Raw genomic sequence first — 21,426 nt, forward strand, 5'->3', positions numbered from 1 at the left:
TCAAGACAAAAATAATAAATACTCTTTTTTGTTTCTATTTATTTTATAGGTAGTTTGGTTTATTTTTAACCACCAATGGTTAGTAAAAATAATTATATAGTCCTACTAAATTAATAAAGGAAACCACCTATCGCTGGTTAACTGTTTATACAGGTCATAACGCGAAAGGGGTTGATCTTATGACATTTGTACAAGAAAGAAGTAAAAAGAATATATTTGAAAAAGAGGTGTTTGATTTAATATACCAAGTAGTAAATAATTGTAATTTAGACTTAGAGATTGTTACGGGTGCAGTTTCTGATTCAGATAAAGATAATGAAGTGGAAATTACAGAAGAGGAGCATTGGGAGGCTAAAACAAAGTCTGATCTATTAATTAAAGCAAACTTTAAGGTTTTGGGTATGAAAGAATCCTTATGGGCTCCAATCTCATTGAAATATGCAGGAAATTATGAAACAAAGGTTGCTAATAGATTTAAGAAGGCTATAACTTATCAGAATGTGCTGAATGGCAATCCTAACGATTTTCTAGTAGCAGACACACATCAGTTAAAATTGGCTATAAACGAAGGTTCACTAGGTTTAACTTTATTTAAAGACTACTTTGATAATAAAGTATATATCTATTCAAATACTCGACTTATAGCAAGTATTGCTTCTGAATGCTTTATAGATTCCGAAGGTGGGATTCTTAATTTCAAGAAGTTTAAAATGGGTGATATTTTTCATAGTAAGATCAATAAAGAGGAAGGCGAATTTAAACGAAAAAATATTATTAGAAAAGTATCTACTGCTTGTTCTACTACAAAACTAGCATTAGAAGCAGTTATTAAAGAAATTGAAAAGAAAGTTGAAAAAGAAAAAAAGAGAATTATTGCATTAAGAAGTGACCCTCGATTTGCAGAATATGAAAATCTAATAAGAGACTACACTTCAAGAAATCCAGTTGTTGCTTGTCGTACTTTTGAAAGAATTTCTTCAACAAATCTTTCGATTTGCACGAATGTTTATTTTGAAAGCAATCTTCCAGAAATGCTTTTGAAGAAAGAGCAAGTTGACGAAATTATAATAAAAGACAATCTACTAACGAAAGAGTATTTTGATATGTTTGTTGCAGGATTTGATATAAGACAGATAATTAGTTATGCTATAAACTATAAATCAATCGAATCTTACAACAAGCATATTGAACTTAGAAAGAAACTATACATGAAAGCAGACGGACAAATACAAGATAGAATAGCAGTTGTAAGTCCTTCCTGTAAGAAGTGTCCTAATGCTCCTTGGAGACCTACTATTTGGACTAAGTTTATATTTGGTTATAAAATATTTTTAAGATAATTATAAGGAAGGATTGACGGTCTTGCTATTAGACTATCAATCCTTTTTTATATCCTTTATAATTTCCTTATAATCCTATTATAAATGGAGGTTATTTCCTGTGAATAAATGTAAACGCGCGGTAGGATATGTACGTGTAAGCAGTAGCAGACAGGCAGAGGAAGGACATAGTCTCAATCATCAGCATCAGAAAATTATACAGTATGCAAACGATTATGAGTTTGAACTTGAAGATGTTTATGAAGACGCTGGAATAAGTGGGTATTCCGACAATAAACTAATAGAATACGAACAAGGAAACACAAGAATAAATTTAAAAAGAAAAGGCATGATACAACTTTTACATGCTATAAAACACCTAAAAATTGATTATATTTTAGTTACAAAATCTGACCGTTTAGGGCGTGATTCAAACGAAAGAGCCTTCCTAAAAAGGTTATGTGTAAAGTATAATGTAGAAATAATTTATATAGATCAACCCGGTTTCCGTGGGGCATCTGACGACCCAATGGAGCAACTGATAGACGCTATATTCCAAGCGTTGGACCAGTTTTATAGCATGAATTTAAGTATGGAAGTAAGGAAGATACACGAAGATTTAGCACGAAAAGGCCTATATACTGGCGGTAAAGTTCCTATTGGTTATAAACTTAAAGAAGTAAAAATAACAGAAAAGAAATCTGAAAAATATTATATAGTTGACGAAGAAACAGCACCTACAATTAGGCTTATTTTCAAGATGTATTTAGACGGTTATGGTTATACAGCGATAGCGAATCACCTAAACGAAATTAAAGCACCGGGCATTGCATTTTGGAAACATGCGAATATCATGACGATTTTGAAAAACGAAAACTACTACACGCGAGTATGGAATAAGTCTCAATCATTCCAAAAAGCAGGAACAGTTAAGCCGAAAGAGGAATGGATTTTCGCTAAAGAGGGCGAGCATGAAACTATAATTTCGGAAGAAGATTTTATTAGAGTTCAAGAAATAATAAAGTCAAAAACAAAGAACACAAATAGAGGAAATAACCTAAACGAAGATAGAGACTACCGTGGAAAGGGTAAATACCTTTTAACGGGCTTTATCAAGTGTGGAAATTGTGGGAAGACTTATACAGCGAATAGAACAACAAGCAAGCGTAGCGGAACTGTTAATTACTATTTCACTTGTCCTTCAAACAACAGCCTTCCACGCGGAAGTAAGTGTTCAAACAACCTAAATATGGCAAAACTGGACTTCATGGTATGGCAAGAATTATGTAAATATCTATCAACAGATTCATTGATTGACGAAATTGACAAGTATCTGGCAACAAAAAATGAGGAAAACCGTGTCTTAAATCAAAAACTTTATGGATACCAAAAAGAAATAAAAGCATTAAAAAAAGAACACGATAATATTTTTAAATGGATAGGTAAATTAGATCCAGACGAAGATGAAGAACTTTTTGAAGAGTATAATGAAAAACTATCTAAAAACAGAAAAGCAAGAAAAGAACTTGAGTATTTGATTGAAGATTATGGAGAACCGTTGCAAGAAGACATGAAGTTTCCTAGAAATATTAAGCAAATTAAAGGCGAATGGCTATTTGAAGAGATTTATTACAACCACTTAAAATTCGAGGTTATGGTTTCAATTTTTGAGCAATTAATAGACCATATTAAGGCAACGAAAATAAATGACAAAGAAACACAAATTGATATATACTTTAAATTTAATCATCCTTCAGTTCATCAGTTGGTAGATTTTAGAGCAGCATTAAATAAGAAGAAACTCATAACGAAGACAAGAACAAAAGAGGAAAAAGAGGCGGTTACAAGTAAAATTATCGGGTTTATATCTGATTTGTATTTGGGTATTGCTAACAGAGTGCCGTCTCCATACATACGATTTCATAGGAAATCAATGAAGGTCAAAACACTTGATATATAAGGGTTTTGGCCTTTTTCTTTTATCATTGAATTTCATCTAATAGCATTCAGACGTAGTTAAAAACGTAGTTAATTTATTTCTAAATATCGAGAGGAAGTATGTTAAATGACAGTTATTAAAGACGGGATTATAGTTTTAGAAGATTTAAAAGAATTTATTGATAAGGGGAAATACATAGTGGTTGTAGATAGTTGTATATTGCTAGATTTTTATAGATACAACTCAAAAACAGCTCAAGAGATTTTGAATAATTTAGAGTATTTAGGCGATAAAGTTTGGATTCCTCATCAAGTGTATATTGAATTTAAACGGAATTTTGCTAGCATTTTGGGCCCTAATCATAATAAATATAAAAATATCCCAAAGAGTATCGCCTCTAATGTAAAGGATTTTGAAAATAAGCTTAATAGATTGATTAAAGCTTACGATAAATATAATTTTCCTAAGGTTAATGAGCTCGGGGAAAAAATAAAACAGCATTTGATTAGTATTGAGAACGAAGCAAATCAATATAAAGAAGAAATAAAAACTGAAATGGAATTGATGAGTGAGTTATTAAGGACCAATAAAATATTAGAGTATGTAGAAAACTTAAAGAATCAAGGTCAGGTAGGGATTCCATTTTCACCTACACGAATTTTATCAATAGTTGATGAAGGTCGAAAGCGCTTTGACTTAAATATCCCACCTGGCTATAAAGATATAAATAAAAGTGAAATAGTAAAAGAGGATTTAAAAGTAGTGGATCCTCTAGCTCCGTTTGGAGATTTAATAGTATGGAAAGCGCTTATTGCCAAGGCAAAAGTAGATAAAGTTAATGTAATATTTACAACTTCGGATAGTAAACCTGATTGGTGGGAACTAGACAGTAATAAAAATATATTGTCACCAAGAGAAGAATTAATAGCTGAGTTTATTGAAGAAACTGAAGGTGAAGTTGAATTTTTAATGCTCCCAATGAAAGAATTTATAAATAAGTTTTCATTGATTAGTAACATTTCATCACTATATTCTAATGTTGAACTTAGCGCGAATGAAATCTTACAGGAAAGATTATGGGAATCTGGTGAAGAAATAAAAGATATTTTAATCGATAATGCCTATCATGCTCATCTTGGAAATATAGAAGATGTAGAAGATTTTGAAATAGTAAGTGTGAAAATAGAAGATACTGATGTTGAGTTTGATGATGAAAAAGTAAATCTTACCACACAATTTCAGATTGAAGCATCGGGTTATTTTATTGAATACATTAACAGGGATTATTCTGAATCTACACAGATAACTATGAATTTAAAAGGAAATTATTCGGTAGAAATCGAGTTAGATATAGAAAATCAAGACTATACTATTGATGATTGGGAAATAAGTGATTTAATTATCTCAAGCTCCAAAATTCATTATGAGGAAGATTATTCTGATTTACAGCCGTGGGAATACTGTTCGGTTTGTTTGAAAAATTCGGGGGAACATGAATTGCACCCTGATGAAAGAATTTGCAATAGTTGTTCTCAAAATAGTAACTATATGTTATGTACAAATTGTGGGACTTTTTATAGGCATGAAGATTATGATGGAGATGGACAATATTGTGGTAGATGCCAACATTAAATATGAAAATAGTGAGAGGTGTAATATACCTCTCACTATTGTTATTAAAGCATATAAGATTCAAACTTCTGTATAGCATCCTCTTTCGCATTTGCAGTGACATGCGCATACACATCCATCGTCGTTTTTATATCCGAATGACCTAAACGATCTTGTACAGATTTAATTGTCGCACCTGCTTCAAATAATAACGAACAGTGCGTATGTCTAAATTTGTGTGTAGAGATGTAAGGCAGGTCTGTATTACGCAAAACGGATTTGACCCAGTCATTTGTTTTAGTTGGCTGAATGAAACTATTTTGCGTGTTGCTAAACACAAGCTGGTCTTTTGCTAATGTATTATATCCGAGCATTAAAAAAGCTTGCTTCTGCTTTTTTCTCCATTCTTTTAGAATTACCATTGTGGCCTCATCCATTTTAATTTTGCGGCTTACACCTGTTTTTGTTGATTTAACATAAAGCTTTTGTGATACACCTTGAGAAATCGCTTTATTAATATCTATTTCAAGGTTATCAAAATCAATATCTTCCCATGTTAATGCCAATGCTTCACCTTTACGCATTCCTGAATAAGAGAGTAAACGGAAAAATGCATATACTTTATAATTAGGATGTCTCTCAGCATAAGTTAAAAACTCTTGTAACTGTTCTTTTGTATAGAAAAGATTTTTATCATGTGTAGATGTACGCTTTTTACTTTTATGTGGAAGGTCGACTAAATCAAATGGATTTTTATCGATATAGCCACGCTGCATTGCAAAGCGCATCACCAACGAAGCATAACTTTTCACTTTATCCCCATTCACAAGCTTATCCATCCATTCATCTACATGACGTTGGCAAATATCGATATTAATTTTATCGATTTTGTAGTCAGCCATTGCAGGTAGGATGTGATTTTTAAAAATATTACGTGTTTTTACAAATGTACTTTCCTCAACAGTTTTCTCGTAACGTTTGATCCATAAATCGTATACTTCACGATACGTTTCAGCTTGGATTTTTTTATATTGTCCATTTGCAATTTCTAGTTTCAAGCGCGCTAATGCTAGCTCGGCTTCCTTTTTCGTTTTAAAATTACTACGTGTTGTCCGCATTTCCTTGCCTGTTAGCGGATCTTTTCCAATGTAAATTTGAAAGCGATAACGTTTTGTACCGCTTTTTAATGTGTAGCTTTCAATTGTTCCCGCTTTCTTTTTTGCCATATTCTCATACCTCCATCGTACTGAAGACAATCGTTTGAGAAGTTAAAGGCAAATCAGCTTTTTGGTTCTTTATAATGAGGAAACAATATATATAACATAGCTAATGCACGTGCAGCTTCATCAGCTGTTAGTTCATATCCATTAAATACTGGTTTGATATTTTCAGCTTTTAGCGAAATATTGGTCTGCTCTAAAAGAACCTTTAAATCTGTTGCCGCTTTTAACAGCTCAGTAGACGATTGTCTTTCTGCATCCGTTTGGTGTGCAAGATAAAGTTCAATTAGGTCATTGTGGCCTGCGATTTTTAATAAATCGAAATAAGATACGTCCACTGCTTCCGCTATTTTTCCTAATAGCTCTTTGGAAGCGCTCCTTGAACCAGCTTCTATTTGCGATAAATACGGTTGAGAAATCCCAATTTTTGTAGCAAGTTCTTGAATAGTAAGACCTTTGCTTTTACGCAACTGCTTCAAAGAAATGCCCAAATCACGTTTGTTCAAATTAATCACCTCAAATAATAAATAACACAAAATATAACCGTTTGCAATTATTCTATATATATATTGCTAACTGAAATGATTTGTGTTAAATTTTATTCGAATATTGTAGAAACGGAGGTGATAATATGGAATTCGTTAATGAGAATATTAACTTAAAAGAGATTGTGGAAATGATGTTATCTGAAGTGTTAAAGGAAAACCAACTATCTCACAAAGAATGGTATTCGTTAAAGGAGGCAGCAAAATATTTAGGTGTGTCTATTAACACTTTAGCGAAATTCCGAGAAAAGGGATTAAAAGTATGTGAGATAGAAGGTGTTAAACGTGTGTCAAAAAGTGAGATGGATCGCTTTATGAATGAAAATAGTTTTTAAAGCGCTAGTATGAAGTGCCTGTTAAATATAAAATTGTGAAATCAGGAGCTAACTTAATTTAGCCCTTACATTAATGCATAATCAAATCATTATAAGGAATATAAATATAACGGTAATTATTCAAGTTAAAATTCGTAAATGGTGAAGTATTTGGATTATTATAGAACGCAATTAAATCTGTTAAATCAACATATGGAGAGGCGGAAGAATATTTATCAGCTTTAATGGAGTCAATAAATTTTTCAATCAATATAGCAGGTATCTCGATAAGAAATAATCCTGTTTTGTCATCAATTTCGCCATCAAAACGAATGTTAATTGAATCCTTTGTTAAGCAATCGGCTTGTTGTGAAGCAAGACCATTAATTTCGTTCAACAAATTCTTTCGATATAAAAGCATCTCTCGATCGGATGCGATGTTAAGCAAATAAGGATTATAGCGTTCATCGATAGTTTTTACAAATTCTGCTGAACTTAATGCACTTAATCGCCAATGTTCTTGAATATCATTTTTAGCATGGATTTGTGCAGCCGAGCGTCCGAACAGTTCTTTTGTAGGTATGCTTAGTGTTGTGGATGAGAAGTACCGTTGTTTAAAAATATTTTGTACATTGTCATAGATAAAGAGCCCATGCTTTAAAGGGTTAATAAATGTGGTCATAATGACACCTCCAGTTAATATGATGACAGATGGCCCTGTCTTTCAGCAAGATATGATTTTATATTTTTAGTTTTGTATTTTTATACTGTATTATTTGTTTTAGAAGATATAGATTTGAATATACATGCAATATATGCCATATAATGTATGTAATGCATTTCAAGAGATTATTTATTCTGAAAACAGTTGTATGATAGAAATTATAATCCTATATAGGTGAAAAAATTATAAAAAATTGCGAGAGGGGGTACCTACCTTTCGAAGTAATGCTACTTTGACGTTAGTTGCCCCCAGGGTAAAATATACGTTCTACAGTTGAGTGAAAATAATATAAAAGAAAACACGTATACGCCGATTTAATGGGCTTGTATACGTGTTTCTTTGTTGTAATTATGCAAAGATTTTAATGTGAAAGATTTGTTTAGCTGCGAGAGCATCAGCTAGTTATTTGGACCGTTTAACCATTGTAAAAATGATTGCTTTGGAATTTTAATGAGTGGGCCAACACGAACGGTGTGGAAGGCACCTGATTTGGCTAGTTCGTATGCTTTTATTTTGCTAATGCTTAAAATTTCTTGTATGTCTTTCACTGTGAGGACATCCGAATAGTTTTGTAATTTCATACATATCACCTCCAAACAGCTTGATTCCTTCGGCTTTACGATTAATGCTATGCTTTAATTATAAAAGTATAGTAATTAAAACACGAATTCAATCAGCGGGCAGGAGCAGCAATAATATCTGAATAAAAAGGGTTGTAATTAATAATGTGATAGCAGGTGTAGTATCAATGGAATTTGCTTAATATACCGCAAGAATGCGCAAAATTTTAAGGTATATTTCTATATTCATTAACAGTAACAGTAGTTCTACGCTTGCTATCTTTAATTTCATACGTATGATATTCATCTGATTCTAAGAGATTGTGTTTCTCTATAAAATCATCTGCCATCTCATTATGAAGAATAAGAGGTTTTTCAAGATTATTAGATTTAAAAGCTTTATTGTTATTATTGCTTATGAGTGTAGCGAACTCATTTAAAATATAGGTGTAAGGAAGAACGTCTAATTGTACCGAATCTCCCCAAAGTTCTGTTAGACGTTGATCTGTAAAATGTGCTCTTGTATTTGTTAGCACATGCAAGCATGATCGTTCATCATCATTTTGTAGTATTGCTAAATATTTAGGACGAATTTTTATCCCAAAGGATGATAAGTATTCTAATTGATGTGATGAAGCAGATGATTCGATAGCAGATAAAAAACGTAGCAATTTAGGTTTTAAAGTTGATAATTTCTGTTTGTCCACATTTAGTACAAGCTTATCAACAAGGTATTCTTTAACAAAGTTCGTTAAAATGAGACGTTGTAGCTGCAAACTTTCATCTTCGAATGTAAAGTTTGAAATGTTGCTTGAGCTGACATAATCGTATACATAAGTAATGGTATTGCAGTGTACTAATTTTGTTTTATGCGTAGACATAATCATGTCCTCCTTCATTTACATATTGAATGCTTTCAAATTTCTCTAGTAAAGCAAGTTCCAAATCTTCATTTTCCGATTCAGCAAAGCTTTCTAATTCATCAATTGTTGCATCTGTTAAAAGAGCAGTGAAAGTGAAGCCGTAGGAACTTTTATACTCCGATAAGATTTTGCCATTTCGCTGTAAAAGGAAGTCGAGTATTTTACGGCTTTTAAATGTCAAAACAGTAGGTCGCTCTAAATAACGACCACCTAAAAAGCGTTTCTTTCCAGCAGGTAGCCGATCATCATGAATGCCTTTTGTTAAGTAAGATGCAATTTTAGGAGCATCTAATGCTGATCCATATGATTGCTCGTAATGGAGATTACCATGCTTCCATTTAGACTTGAGCAGCTCTCGAAATTCTTTTGGTATACGGCAAAGTATATGAAAATGTACATTACCATTACGTTGAAATTCAATTGCACCTACATATCGTAAGTCAACATGAGCAAGTTCTTTACAGCGTTTTAGACTTTTCCAAAACGAATAAAACTTATCACGGCATGTTGCATAGTCTTTTGTATTGAAGTTGCATTTGCTACTAAATGCTAATGTAAGCATACAGAAGCCATGATGAAAGTTTGCATGAACGATACCTTGAAACGTACGTTTACTATTGGCGATTGAACAGCGTTTTACATCTTCTGATGGAGTTGTATTTATAGTAGCGTGTTCCTTCTTTTTACGCCCACCTTTTTTAGCATAAGGCATAGGTGAAACATAACGTTCAACAGTTGTTGTTATAGCAGGTGTATGTGTAATCGTTATTTGTAAATCTCTTAACATATGATTTCTCCTCCAAAATGAATGAAAGTAAAAGTGTATTAAACCCTTGCTATATAAGGGTTTATGACAGATTTCATAAAAGAAAAATGTCCACAAACAATTACTATTAAAAATTACGATCATAAGGTGGAGTAAGGCCTGTACTCGTTAAAATTAAGGTTAAATAATATCGTACGATTACCTATAATTCTAAATAATTGCAGGAGATTTTGCACATCGCTTAATGAGGTGTGAGAGGCTATAAAAAGTAATGTGAGAAGATAGGTCGTAGGGGGGCATACTAAATCCTTAATATAACTCGAATTTCCTTCAGTTAACTCAAGATTGAGTGTAATCTGTGTTTCAATTGCTTCAAGGCAATCGTATAAATCATATTCATGAACAATTGTTACAAGATGCTTTCTATTTTTATTAAATGTCACTTAGGTATGCGGTCTTTTATTTTGAAGTCAATTATTTTCCTCATAGAACTCATAGAAGTAGATAAATATAATGTGTTATGACCTTTTTTTACAATAAATAAGTTAATATATTCCTATTTATGTCTAAGTCCTTTAAACTAGATATATAAGCTAGTGCGGAGGGATTACAATTGACAATTACTACAGCATATCAAAGCCAATATTATGCCTATGAGTTAACGAAACAAAATGCATCCGATTCAGTAGGGCGTTTGAGTCAATCTTTAATTAGTGCAACGGTTGACCTAAATCCACACCAAGTGGAGGCAGCTTTATTTGCATTTAGAGCACCTTTAGAAAGAGGCGCCCTATTAGCAGACGAAGTAGGCTTAGGAAAAACAATTGAAGCAGGGTTAGTTTTAAGTCAGCTATGGGCGGAGCGTAAAAGACAAATTCTCATTATTGTGCCGCCACCACTAAGGAAGCAATGGAACAGGGAACTAATTGAAAAGTTTTATATCCCATCGATTATATTAGAAAGCAAAAATTATAATCAACTTGTTAAAGAAGGAATGGTAAATCCTTTTTCTCAAAAAGATCAAGTAGTAATTGTATCGCATACATATGCTCGAAATAAGGCGCAGGATATTCAACGTATTCCTTGGGATTTAATCGTCATTGACGAGGCGCATCGCCTACGAAATGTATATAAAAAATCAAACAAAGTAGGTCGTGTTATACGAGAAGCAACGTCTGGCTTTCCGAAGCTCTTATTAACTGCTACACCGCTTCAAAATTCATTGATGGAGCTATATGGTTTAATGAGCTTTATAGACCCGTATTTGTTTGGGGATGAAACAACTTTTAGAAAACAATTCGGAAGCGGTTCAAGAGAGATTTCAATATCGAACTTAGAAGATTTAAAAGAACGGATCGCTCCTGTTTGTCACAGAACACTTCGACGACAAGTAGTGGAATATGTACCTTATACAAAACGAATCCCATTATTACAAGAGTTTGAGTCGAGCGAAAAAGAGTGGGAATTATATGAGAAGGTATCTGATTACTTACAAGAAGATGACATTGTTGCGTTACCGAGAAGTCAACGCAGCTTAATGACATTAGTTGTCAGAAAAATTCTAGCATCTTCATCTTTTGCAATTTCAGATACATTGCAATCATTAATTAAGCGATTAGATAGCATAATTGAAGGCGAAAATTTGCAAGTTACTCATGATTTCGTCGATGACATTGATGAAATTGAAGATACAGTCGAGGAATGGGAAGATGAAGAAGCAACGGAAGATGAAATAGTAGATTCAAATCTTGCGACAAGAGCTAAAAAGGAACGAGAAAGATTAGTTTCATATTATGAGCTTGCACAATCTATTACGGAAAATGCAAAAGGGCAAGCATTATTAACAGCTTTATCTACAGGTTTTAGTACGTTAAATGATTTAGGAGCTAATGAAAAGGCTGTTATCTTTACTGAATCAAGAAGAACACAAAAATATTTGAAGGAAATGCTTGAGCAGAATGGATATGAAGGAAAAGTTGTTATATTCAATGGCACGAATAATAGCGATGACATAAAAGAAATTTATGCTAAATGGTTAGAGAAACATCAGCATGATGATCAAATTACAGGCTCTAGGCAAGTGGATACGAGAGCAGCCATCGTAGAGTATTTTAAAGAAGAAGGCTCTATTATGATTGCAACAGAATCCGCAGCTGAAGGAATTAACCTTCAGTTTTGTAGCTTAGTCGTCAATTATGATTTGCCATGGAATCCGCAGCGAATTGAACAACGTATCGGGCGCTGTCATCGTTATGGACAAAAGCACGATGTAGTTGTTATTAATTTTTTAAACGGCAAAAATGCAGCTGATAAACGAGTATATGAGCTCCTTTCAGATAAATTTAGTTTATTTAACGGTGTGTTCGGTTCATCAGATGAAGTGTTAGGTTCCTTAGAATCAGGTGTAGATTTTGAAAAACGCATACAGCAAATTTATCAAACATGCCGTACATCAGAAGAAATCCAGCAAGCATTTAATGAATTACAGCAAGAGCTTGATGGACAAATTCAAGAAAAGATGATGGAGACAAGAAAAAGCCTTTTAGAAAACTTTGATGATGAAGTACGTGATAAACTGCGCAACCAATATGAGCAGACATCCATTCAAATGAGTAAAATGGAGCGCTATCTTTGGGGAATGTCTTTATACGAAGGAAGAAATGTTGCTAAGTTTGATCAGCCTTCATTGAGTTTTGAAATGAATGAGACAAAGGAAAAATACCAGCTCATTTCACAAGCGAAAAAGCTAGATAATGAAAAAAAATCTGTTCATTATTATAGATTAGGACATCCGATTGCTGAAAAATGGCTTACTCAAGCAAAGAATAGAGAGCTACCTATTAAAGAAATTACCTTTAACTATTCAGCGTATGAAGGAAAGGTGAGCATTCTTTCACCATTAGTAGGGCAAACAGGTTGGTTATCATTGGATGTGTTAAAGGTGCAGTCTTCAGAATTAGAGGAGCATCTAGTATTTTCAGCGGTTGATGAAGACGGTAATCAAATAGATCAAGAAAGCTGCGAAAAGTTGTTTGAATTACCTGCTGATGAGCATGAAGTGACAACTATTTCTACACCAATGCAAAATACATTACAGTTGATTTATAAGCATCAAAAGGAAGCTATTTTAAATGAGATACAAGAAAAAGCAACTATTTATTTAGACCGTGAACTTGAAAAACTCGATAAGTGGTCAAAAGATTTAAAAGGTAAGCTTGAAATCGATTTAAAGGAAATCGACATTGAAATAGCACAGCTGCAAAAAGAAGCTCGACTAACAAGAATGGTTCGTGAAAAGCTTGAGATGAATAAGCTTGTTCAAGAAAAAGAGCGTAAACGAAACGAAATGCGTAGAAATCTTTATGATGAACAAGATGAAATTGATCGACAAAAACAACGACTATTTATTGACATGGAAAGTCGACTAGAGCAGAAGATTAGCGAGCAGAATTTGTTTATAATAAAATGGAGTGTTATCTAAAGACTAAGAGGTGAACGGAATGAGTAATAAAACGAAGCTGGAGCTAACGTGGATTGGGAAAGATAACCCACCGAAGCTAGAACCACGTATTTTAATTGAAGACCCTGAACTATCTTATCGTGCTGAAGCAAAAGTAACAGATAATGATATTTTTGATAATCGTTTAATTTTTGGTGATAATTTATTGGCACTAAGAGCGTTAGAAGATGAATTTACTGGGAAGATTAAATGTATTTATATTGATCCTCCTTATAATACAGGAAATGCATTTGAGCATTATGATGATGGGTTAGAGCATAGTATATGGTTATCTTTAATGCGTCAAAGAATTGAACTTTTTTACAGTCTTCTTCATGAAGAAGGTAGCTTATTTATCCATCTTGATGATTCGGAAGTAGATTATTGTAAAGTTATACTAGATGAAATATTCGGAAGAGCTAATTTCGTTAATAGAATAACTATTGAGGCTAGATCTCCATCTGCTTTTAGTACCGTAAATCCAGGTGTTTTTAAAGCTAGTGAATATATACTGTGGTATTGCAAAGATAAGTCGGAATTTCAATCTAAGACCATGCGAATTGAAAAAGAAAATATTGATAAAGCATATAATAAATTCTTACTTAATAAAGAAAAAAGCCGTGATGAATGGAAGTTAATTAGTCTTAACCAAGCTTTTTTAGAATCATGGAATGAAGATAGAATAAAGCATATAAAGGAGTTCGTTAATGATAATTACGAGTTTTTTAAAGAGAAATCTAATAAAGAAATTCAATTGTTATTTGAAGAACAGTTTACCTATGCTCAAATGCTAAAACTAAGCAATGTAAAAAGTCAGTTCTCAAAGAAAGCTAAACAATTTAATTTAGAAGAATTTTCTCAATGGGCATATCTGTATCTATTAGAGAGAGTGAGTGCTCCATACAAAGAGAATGATTATAAAAATTTCGTGTTATTAAATGCGGAGTTTGTTTGTAGAGAGGCCGAAATCGATGATGATGGCGCAGGTAAGCAAACTGTAGACTTAAAGAATGAATCATTAAATGAGATAGGGAAATTTTTCACTTTAGAAAGAGAGGGTTATGATACTCAGGTAATAAGAAATGGTAAGCAAATTATTTTCTATAATAAAAATGTTGAGAGTATTGAAGGTAAATTAACTCCAACGAAGTTGCTAACTAACATTTGGTCAGATATATCTTGGGAAGGTATCGCAAAAGAAGGCGATGTAAAGTTTAAAAAAGGTAAGAAACCAGAGAAACTAATTCAGAGATGTATAGAATTAGCTACAAGTGCTACTGACAGTGAGAATTGGGTATTAGATTCTTTTGGAGGATCAGGTACGACTGCGGCAGTTGCCCATAAAATAGGGCGTAAATGGGTAATGGTAGAGTTAGGAGAACATTGTCATACGCATATTATTCCTCGATTGAAGAAAGTTATTAATGGAACAGATCAAGCTGGCATTAGTAAGTCAGTCAATTGGAAAGGTGGTGGCGGCTTTAAATATTATCGTTTAGCGCCGAGCCTTTTAGAAAAAGATAAGTTTGGTAATTGGATTATTAGTAAAAATTATAATCCAGCAATGTTAGCAGAGGCGATGTGTAAGCATAAAGGTTTCACGTATGCACCTGATGAACAAGTTTATTGGAAACAAGGCTATTCAACTGAAAATGATTATATTTACACAACGACGCAATTTATCACGCCTGATGTAGCAGATAATATTCAAGAGCAAATGAAGGAAGAAGAAACGTTATTAATTTGCTGTAAGGCTTTTACTGCGAATCCTGATAATTATCCAAACATAACGTTTGTTAAAATTCCGACAACGATTCTAAAAAACTGTGAGTATGGCAGAGATGACTATAGCTTAAATGTAGATAGTTTTATGGAAAATGAAAATAAAGAGCAATTGTCGTTCTTTGTTGAGGAGGAGTCCAATGAATAAACATGTGAAAAATATTTCTGCACGACTGAGTTTAAGAACACCGCAGAAAGATTCATTAGAAATATTAGCGGATATTATCGATATGCTTGAATTAAAAAAGCATGAGGAAGCATCATTAAAGCTTGAACTTGAAAAAGTTCAAGCAAGCTACCCATCCGTTTCAGATTTTGAGCGTGACTTCCCGTCCCTGTGCTTCGCATTAGCAACAGGGGTGGGGAAAACTCGCTTAATGGGTGCGTTTATTTCGTACTTATACATACAAAAAGGCATGAAGAACTTCTTTGTACTTGCGCCGAACTTAACGATTTACAACAAGTTGATCCAAGACTTTACACCTGGTACACCTAAGTATGTATTTAAAGGTATTGCAGAAATCGCAGCGAATGAGCCACGTATTATTACAGGGGACAACTATGATTCAGGGAAAATGTATGTGAAAAACAGCTTATTTAAAGAAGATGAGATTCACATAAATATTTTCAATATTTCTAAAATAAATGCAGAAGTGCGTGGTGGGAAAGCTCCTCGTATTAAACGATTAAGTGAATATATTGGCGAAAGTTATTTTGAATATTTATCTTCACTACCCGATTTAGTTCTTTTAATGGATGAATCTCATCGTTATAGAGCGACGGCTGGTGTAAATGTGTTAAATGAATTAAAGCCAGTAATTGGATTGGAGTTAACCGCTACACCACAAGTAGAATCAAGCACAAGGTCAATTCCTTTTGAAAATGTAATTTATAGCTATCCATTACATAAAGCGATGGAAGATGGTTATGTAAAAGAGCCAACAGTTGCTACAAGAGAAAACTTTAATGCCTCTGATTATACACAGGAACAATTAGAGCAACTTAAGTTAGCAGATGGTGTTCGTATTCATGAGGAAACAAAAACTGAACTTGATTTATACAGTCGTCAAACGGGGCAGCCATTAGTAAAACCTTTCGTCCTTGTAGTTGCTCAAGACACAGACCATGCAGAAGAACTACTAAAATATATTGAATCAGATGAATTTTACGCTGGTCAATATAAAGGAAAGGTTATAACAGTACACTCTAATCAGCGTGGTGAAGAAAAGGATGAAACAATTGCAGAATTAATGGCACTTGAAGATCCAAACTCTACAACTGAAATTGTTATTCATGTAAATATGCTAAAAGAGGGCTGGGATGTAACAAATTTATATACAATTATTCCATTACGTGCAGCTAACTCAAAGACGCTTGTAGAACAATCAATTGGACGTGGATTACGTTTACCTTATGGAAGGAGAACGGAGAATGAAGCGGTAGATAGATTGACGATTGTAGCGCATGACCGCTTCCAAGATATAATTGATGAGGCAAACAATCCGAATTCTGTTATTCGAAAAGGTGTTATTATTGGTAAAGATGTTGCCGTAGAGAAAAAAGAAGCGGTTACAATTACGACAAAAATAGAAGAAACGATTCAACAGGAAGTACAAGCTGAAGTTGATAAAATAATCGAGAATAAACCTGAAGCGAAAGAAACGTTCACGACTAATCGCGTTAACGACATCGTTCAAGCGACTCAGAAGGCAATGAAAAAATTTGAATACCTGCCGAGTTCTAAAGACCTTCAAAAGCCTGAAGTACAGGCAGCAATTGTAAAAGAAGTGAAGGAAGATCTCAATACACAAGAATTAGATTTATTCCCAGAAGAAACAGAAAAATTTGTAGCACACGTAGTTGCAACCTCTGTTAATAACCATGTTCAGCATAGTATTGACATCCCAAGAGTTATTATTCAACCAGTAGGTGATGTGACATGGGGATATAAAGAGTTTCAGTTAGACGTAAAAAATATACATCTTCAGTCTACTGAAGGTAAAATAGTCATTCAAAACTTAAGAACGAGTGAACGTTCAACTTTAAATACAAGTGGAATGATTTATAAACAAGAGAACTTAGCAGACTATATTATTGAGCAACTAATGAATTATTCGGACATCTCATACGATGATCATGCAGAATTACTTTACAACTTAGTTGGTCAATTAATCAAACATCTCCAATCGTATTTGGCAGATGATGAGGCTGTTGAAAACGTTCTTGCTTATAATTCAAAACAATTAGCAAGCCATATTCACGAACAAATGCAGGAATATTACTATCAAACTTCAGAAAACGAGTACGATGTGAAGATTAGTAAGGGATATGAACAACTAGGTAATGTGCATTACACAATGGTTGTTAAAGATGGTGAACGTAACTTCAGAAACCCTGTTGAAGATAAAAGTAAAATTAGAAGTATGGTATTCAGCGGCTTTTCAAAGAGCCTGTACCGAGTTCAAAAATTCGACTCAGATAGTGAACGTAAATTTGCTGTAATCTGTGAAAATGATCCTAAGGTGCTGAAATGGTTTAAACCAATGTCAGGGCAATTGAAAATTTACTACGGCCGTGGTGAAACGTATCACCCAGACTTCGTAGTAGAAACAGATGAATTGAAATTTATTTGTGAAATTAAAGCTGAATCGGATATGCAGGACGAAATTGTTCTAGAGAAGGCAAAAGCTGTTACAGCATGGTGTGAACACGCATCTAAGCATGAATTAGAGCATGACGGAAAAGAGTGGGTATACTTGCTTATTCCTCATACGAACTTGAATGAAAATATGACGGTTGATGGGTTGAAGAATAAATATTACCGTCAGTACAAGTGATTTAACAAACTATAGCACCTTAGTGATCTTTTAAACATACTTAATAAGATTATACTGAGGTGCTTTTGTGTATTAATTATGTGTGTAATTCACGAAGAGGAAGTGGCTTGCATGAGTAAAATTAGAATTAATGAGATTTATATAGCAAATTATCGATCTTTTGGAAACAAAGCACAAACAATTACTTTTCCGAATGAGAACTACAAAAGACCTGTTGCAATAGTTGGTTATAATAATGCAGGTAAAACAAATTTATTAAATGCCATTTTAATTGGCCTAACTGCTAAATATGTTGGAAAAGAAACATTTTGTGTTGATGATTTTCATAACCGTGACTTGTTGAAAAAAATTTCTATAAATTCGACGCTTGAGGGTAGTGCTGAAAAAACTTCAAGCGGCAATGAAGTTAAATTGGATGGGGAATTATTTTTAGAATTAGAAGTTGACGAAACGGAAATATTAAACGCAAAAATGAATAGTGATAATAAAAAAATATCGGGTGCAGCAAAATATTATAAAATATTTTATGTTAATTTTCATGAAATAAAAAAGGAACTTTCTATAAAGAAAAGTAGCTGGGGAAATTTAACGTCTTTTTTAGCGAAATTTATTAAAAGTTCAATAACTTCCGATCCAGACATTATAAATAAAAGAACATTATTTAACGGAAAAATGAGATCCTTATCTGATGAAATGATTAGTGAATCATTTTTATACGATTTCATAGATAATATAAAGACGAATTATGAAAAGAATTTAAGGGATAATTCATGTTTAATAGAATTCGGATTACCAGAGTACGATGACCTTTTCCTAGAAATGATATTTAAAGTAGGAATTAATGGGGATAGAGAAAATTTAATTCCGATAGAACATTTTGGGGACGGTTATATCTCAATGTTTGTTATGTCTATCATTCAAACAATTGCCGAAACAAATACCGATGATAGATGTGTATTTATATTTGAAGAACCAGAGAGCTTTTTACACGAAAACCATCAAGAATATTTTTATAAAAAAGTTTTATGTGAACTAACAGAAAAAGGACATCAAGTTATTTACACTACTCATTCCCATAAAATGATTGATATTTTTGATACAAGAGGTTTGGTACGTTTAGAGTTTGATGAGGATTTAAAACAATCAGTGGTAGCTTTTAATGATTATAACGGTGATTTTGATGAAGATATTAAAGAAGTTTTTACATTAGAGGAAATTGCCGATTATAACAATTACATAAAAAGTATCGAACCAAATTTAAATAAGATAATTTTCAGTAAAAAGGTACTTTTAGTTGAAGGGCCGAATGATTTGATGGTATATAGGCAACTGATTAAAAAAAGAGTCTTTAATCTAACTGGTGATGAAAAATATGCCGAAACATATTTGAATTATAAAAACATCGCTATCATACCACATCATGGTAAAGCAACAGCGATAATTTTAGCAGAGCTGTGTAAGCATTTAGGGGTTGATTATTTCTTGATAAATGATTTTGATTTGCCAGAGGGGTTATTAGAAAAAATCAATTTTTCGAGTGTCAAGGAACTTCAAGAAAGTATCTTTTATAAAGAAGAACTGGAGCTAATTACAATAAACAGTTTAACAACAGGTAAGCCATACGACCTTAAGACTAAAAGATCTATGATTACTAATAACTATAATTTAATTCAGGCTGCTGGTGGGAAAAATAAGATTCATTTTAATATGCCTAAATTAGAGGCTGTAATTGGTTACACAAGTAATGATAAGAATAGTATTGGCATTTGGAATGAGGTTAATAAGGATGATTTTGATGATAAAGGACTGTTCACACCACATTTGCTTGAATTTTTAGAGTTAGATCAATTAAAATGACCCCCTTCATTGTCATTAAGAAGTTGACAAAACTGTAGCTGCTACTGTTATGCAAAGAAGTGTGGAGCAAGCTAGGGAACTATTGGTGAAGATGCATAATGAGTTTAATCTGCAATCGAAAAAGGTTCGGGGACAAGATATACAGTACAATCTTAATTGGGACAAATTTGGGGACAATGCAAATTTAAAAAGTCCTTTAAAATAAGGGTTTGCTTTGAATTGGGGACAAAACTTGGGACATTAAATGTATTAGAAATCCTATAATAGCGAGCTTTAGGTAGGAATAGGCGCAAAACTTGGGACAAAATTGAGACAATAAATCATTTCACCTGTAAGAATGAGCTTTACTTAATTATTGGGACAAATTTTGCGACAAAATAGGGACAATTAAAAATGGACCTTAATATAGTAAATTGGATATGTTATAACAAAGATAGTATGTGTAAGAAAATTCCCGTTCAGGTTATCTTTGTTTTTATTGTAAAGACCATTTCATGATTCGTAGGAGGTAAACTTATGGAACAAGAAGAATATGATCGAGTTATCAAATTAGCTGAAGCTGTTGTAAAAGAAAAATATCCTGATATGTTGCAGTGGCGACCTACGCATTTTCATGGTGTGGCATACACGCTGCTCTTAGAAATGAAAGCATATGACCTTACACTTATTTCAGATGAGCATATAAAAAAATTGATGAAGATTGATTTGGATGAGCTGAAGAAGTCGTTGGAGTGAATAGATAATATAGAAAAGGAATAAGTGTTCTTGTTTTTTATTTAAAAGGGTTTTAAGTGATATGATAGAATATGTAGTTAGTGAACAAATATCGTGAGAGGAGGAAAGTAGTTGAGTGAATACGCTAAAATTTTTCGTAAGTATAATGAGGATTCTACGCTAGAGGTTTCAATGGATTTATATAATCCAGATGAAAAAAAATACAAGGATTTAATAATAGAAAAAAAGCACAATGGTTTTAAACAGGTCATCATTAATTCAGAAATAATGATTGAAATTATTAAAGAATCTCTTGTTAAAAATGGTTTAGTACAAGTGATTTCTTTTACGGATAATACGGATGAAGAAATAATCGATGATGTAAACCGTCTTTTATGGAAAATTAGAGAAAATAAAGTATACTTTGAAGAATTGAAAAAATTACTTTCTTGGGCACTCGATAAAAATTCTATTGATATTAAAGAAACTATTATATATTTTGGACAACAACAGTACAATATACGTTCAAATGGACTTATTATAGGCAAAGAAAAAGAAGATTTTTTTAAGGAAATTATAGAGCCAGTGATAAGAAGGTATTTATAATGAACTTAAAAGAAAAGCTGAAAAAAGAAGCAAAGCCGTATTTGAAAAATATCTTTGTAATAATTGTAGTAAGTGTCTTATTATCGAAAAAAATATCTTTAGCAAAAGTAATAGGTATCACTAGCGTCGCATAAATTTTAACTGAATTTTCTGTTTTCTTTTCGTTCCTTTTATGAAGAAAAACGAAGACACTTAAGCAGAGGTAGTAGT

General features: G+C 32.9%; 17 protein-coding genes. 11 read left to right on the top strand and 6 right to left on the bottom strand.

Going from position 1 to position 21,426, the window contains the following annotated elements; genetic code table 11:
* Positions 1-179 precede the first annotated feature (179 nt).
* The 3 genes from ACIQVU_RS08035 (at position 180) to ACIQVU_RS08045 (ending at position 4,890) form a co-directional block, all read left to right on the top strand.
* Positions 180-1,340: a hypothetical protein gene (locus ACIQVU_RS08035; RefSeq protein WP_402894785.1), complete on the top strand. Its 1,161-nt coding sequence runs from the start codon at positions 180-182 to the stop codon at positions 1,338-1,340.
* A 100-nt stretch (positions 1,341-1,440) separates the two neighbouring features.
* Positions 1,441-3,279 carry a recombinase family protein gene (locus tag ACIQVU_RS08040; RefSeq protein WP_402894788.1) on the top strand — a complete coding sequence of 613 codons (1,839 nt, stop codon included), beginning with the start codon at positions 1,441-1,443 and terminating at the stop codon, positions 3,277-3,279.
* Between the two features lie 105 nt (positions 3,280-3,384).
* Positions 3,385-4,890 (top strand): PIN-like domain-containing protein, encoded by a 1,506-nt coding sequence (locus ACIQVU_RS08045; RefSeq protein WP_402894791.1) that lies wholly within the window; start codon positions 3,385-3,387, stop codon positions 4,888-4,890.
* A gap of 44 nt (positions 4,891-4,934) precedes the next feature.
* Here the strand turns inward: ACIQVU_RS08045 and ACIQVU_RS08050 are convergent, their stop codons facing one another.
* Both ACIQVU_RS08050 and ACIQVU_RS08055 read right to left on the bottom strand, forming a co-directional pair.
* A complete protein-coding gene (locus ACIQVU_RS08050) occupies positions 4,935-6,095 on the bottom strand; it encodes a site-specific integrase (protein WP_402894793.1) in 1,161 nt (386 codons plus the stop codon).
* Between the two features lie 53 nt (positions 6,096-6,148).
* Complete coding sequence (locus ACIQVU_RS08055; protein WP_402894796.1) at positions 6,149-6,595, bottom strand: helix-turn-helix domain-containing protein; 447 nt, start codon at positions 6,593-6,595, stop codon at positions 6,149-6,151.
* Positions 6,596-6,720: 125 nt separating this feature from the next.
* Here ACIQVU_RS08055 and ACIQVU_RS08060 point away from each other — a divergent pair, with 125 nt between their 5' ends.
* On the top strand, positions 6,721-6,969 hold the full coding sequence (locus tag ACIQVU_RS08060) for a helix-turn-helix domain-containing protein (RefSeq protein WP_402894799.1): 249 nt from the start codon (positions 6,721-6,723) through the stop codon (positions 6,967-6,969).
* Between the two features lie 70 nt (positions 6,970-7,039).
* Here ACIQVU_RS08060 and ACIQVU_RS08065 read toward each other — a convergent pair whose 3' ends face one another.
* The 4 genes from ACIQVU_RS08065 to ACIQVU_RS08080 form a co-directional block, all read right to left on the bottom strand.
* Positions 7,040-7,630, bottom strand: a complete 591-nt coding sequence (locus tag ACIQVU_RS08065; protein WP_402894802.1) for a hypothetical protein — start codon at positions 7,628-7,630, stop codon at positions 7,040-7,042.
* Positions 7,631-8,070: 440 nt separating this feature from the next.
* Entirely contained in the window at positions 8,071-8,253 is a 183-nt protein-coding gene (locus tag ACIQVU_RS08070) for a helix-turn-helix domain-containing protein (RefSeq protein WP_402894805.1), read from the bottom strand.
* Positions 8,254-8,459: 206 nt separating this feature from the next.
* The gene (locus ACIQVU_RS08075) at positions 8,460-9,113 is read right to left on the bottom strand and encodes a hypothetical protein (RefSeq protein WP_402894808.1); all 654 of its coding nucleotides are present in this window, start codon (positions 9,111-9,113) and stop codon (positions 8,460-8,462) included.
* Positions 9,100-9,942 (bottom strand): rolling circle replication-associated protein, encoded by an 843-nt coding sequence (locus tag ACIQVU_RS08080; RefSeq protein WP_402894811.1) that lies wholly within the window; start codon positions 9,940-9,942, stop codon positions 9,100-9,102. The genes ACIQVU_RS08075 and ACIQVU_RS08080 overlap by 14 nt, the downstream gene beginning before the upstream one ends.
* Before the next feature lie 592 nt (positions 9,943-10,534).
* Here ACIQVU_RS08080 and ACIQVU_RS08085 point away from each other — a divergent pair.
* From ACIQVU_RS08085 to ACIQVU_RS08115, 7 genes are all read left to right on the top strand, one after another.
* The gene (locus tag ACIQVU_RS08085) at positions 10,535-13,402 is read left to right on the top strand and encodes an SNF2-related protein (RefSeq protein ID WP_402894814.1); all 2,868 of its coding nucleotides are present in this window, start codon (positions 10,535-10,537) and stop codon (positions 13,400-13,402) included.
* Positions 13,403-13,421: 19 nt separating this feature from the next.
* Positions 13,422-15,350: a site-specific DNA-methyltransferase gene (locus tag ACIQVU_RS08090; RefSeq protein WP_402894817.1), complete on the top strand. Its 1,929-nt coding sequence runs from the start codon at positions 13,422-13,424 to the stop codon at positions 15,348-15,350.
* On the top strand, positions 15,343-18,039 hold the full coding sequence (locus tag ACIQVU_RS08095; protein WP_402894820.1) for a DEAD/DEAH box helicase family protein: 2,697 nt from the start codon (positions 15,343-15,345) through the stop codon (positions 18,037-18,039). Before ACIQVU_RS08090 ends, ACIQVU_RS08095 begins: the two co-directional genes overlap by 8 nt.
* A gap of 111 nt (positions 18,040-18,150) precedes the next feature.
* Complete coding sequence (locus tag ACIQVU_RS08100; RefSeq protein ID WP_402894822.1) at positions 18,151-19,896, top strand: ATP-dependent nuclease; 1,746 nt, start codon at positions 18,151-18,153, stop codon at positions 19,894-19,896.
* Between the two features lie 516 nt (positions 19,897-20,412).
* The gene (locus ACIQVU_RS08105) at positions 20,413-20,631 is read left to right on the top strand and encodes a hypothetical protein (RefSeq protein WP_402894824.1); all 219 of its coding nucleotides are present in this window, start codon (positions 20,413-20,415) and stop codon (positions 20,629-20,631) included.
* A 111-nt stretch (positions 20,632-20,742) separates the two neighbouring features.
* The gene (locus ACIQVU_RS08110; protein ID WP_402894827.1) at positions 20,743-21,216 is read left to right on the top strand and encodes a hypothetical protein; all 474 of its coding nucleotides are present in this window, start codon (positions 20,743-20,745) and stop codon (positions 21,214-21,216) included.
* The gene (locus ACIQVU_RS08115) at positions 21,216-21,350 is read left to right on the top strand and encodes a hypothetical protein (protein WP_402894829.1); all 135 of its coding nucleotides are present in this window, start codon (positions 21,216-21,218) and stop codon (positions 21,348-21,350) included. Before ACIQVU_RS08110 ends, ACIQVU_RS08115 begins: the two co-directional genes overlap by 1 nt.
* The last annotated feature ends 76 nt before the right edge of the window (positions 21,351-21,426 follow it).

It is taken from the genome of Lysinibacillus sp. NPDC098008, assembly GCF_044760715.1.
GTDB lineage: Bacteria > Bacillota > Bacilli > Bacillales_A > Planococcaceae > Lysinibacillus.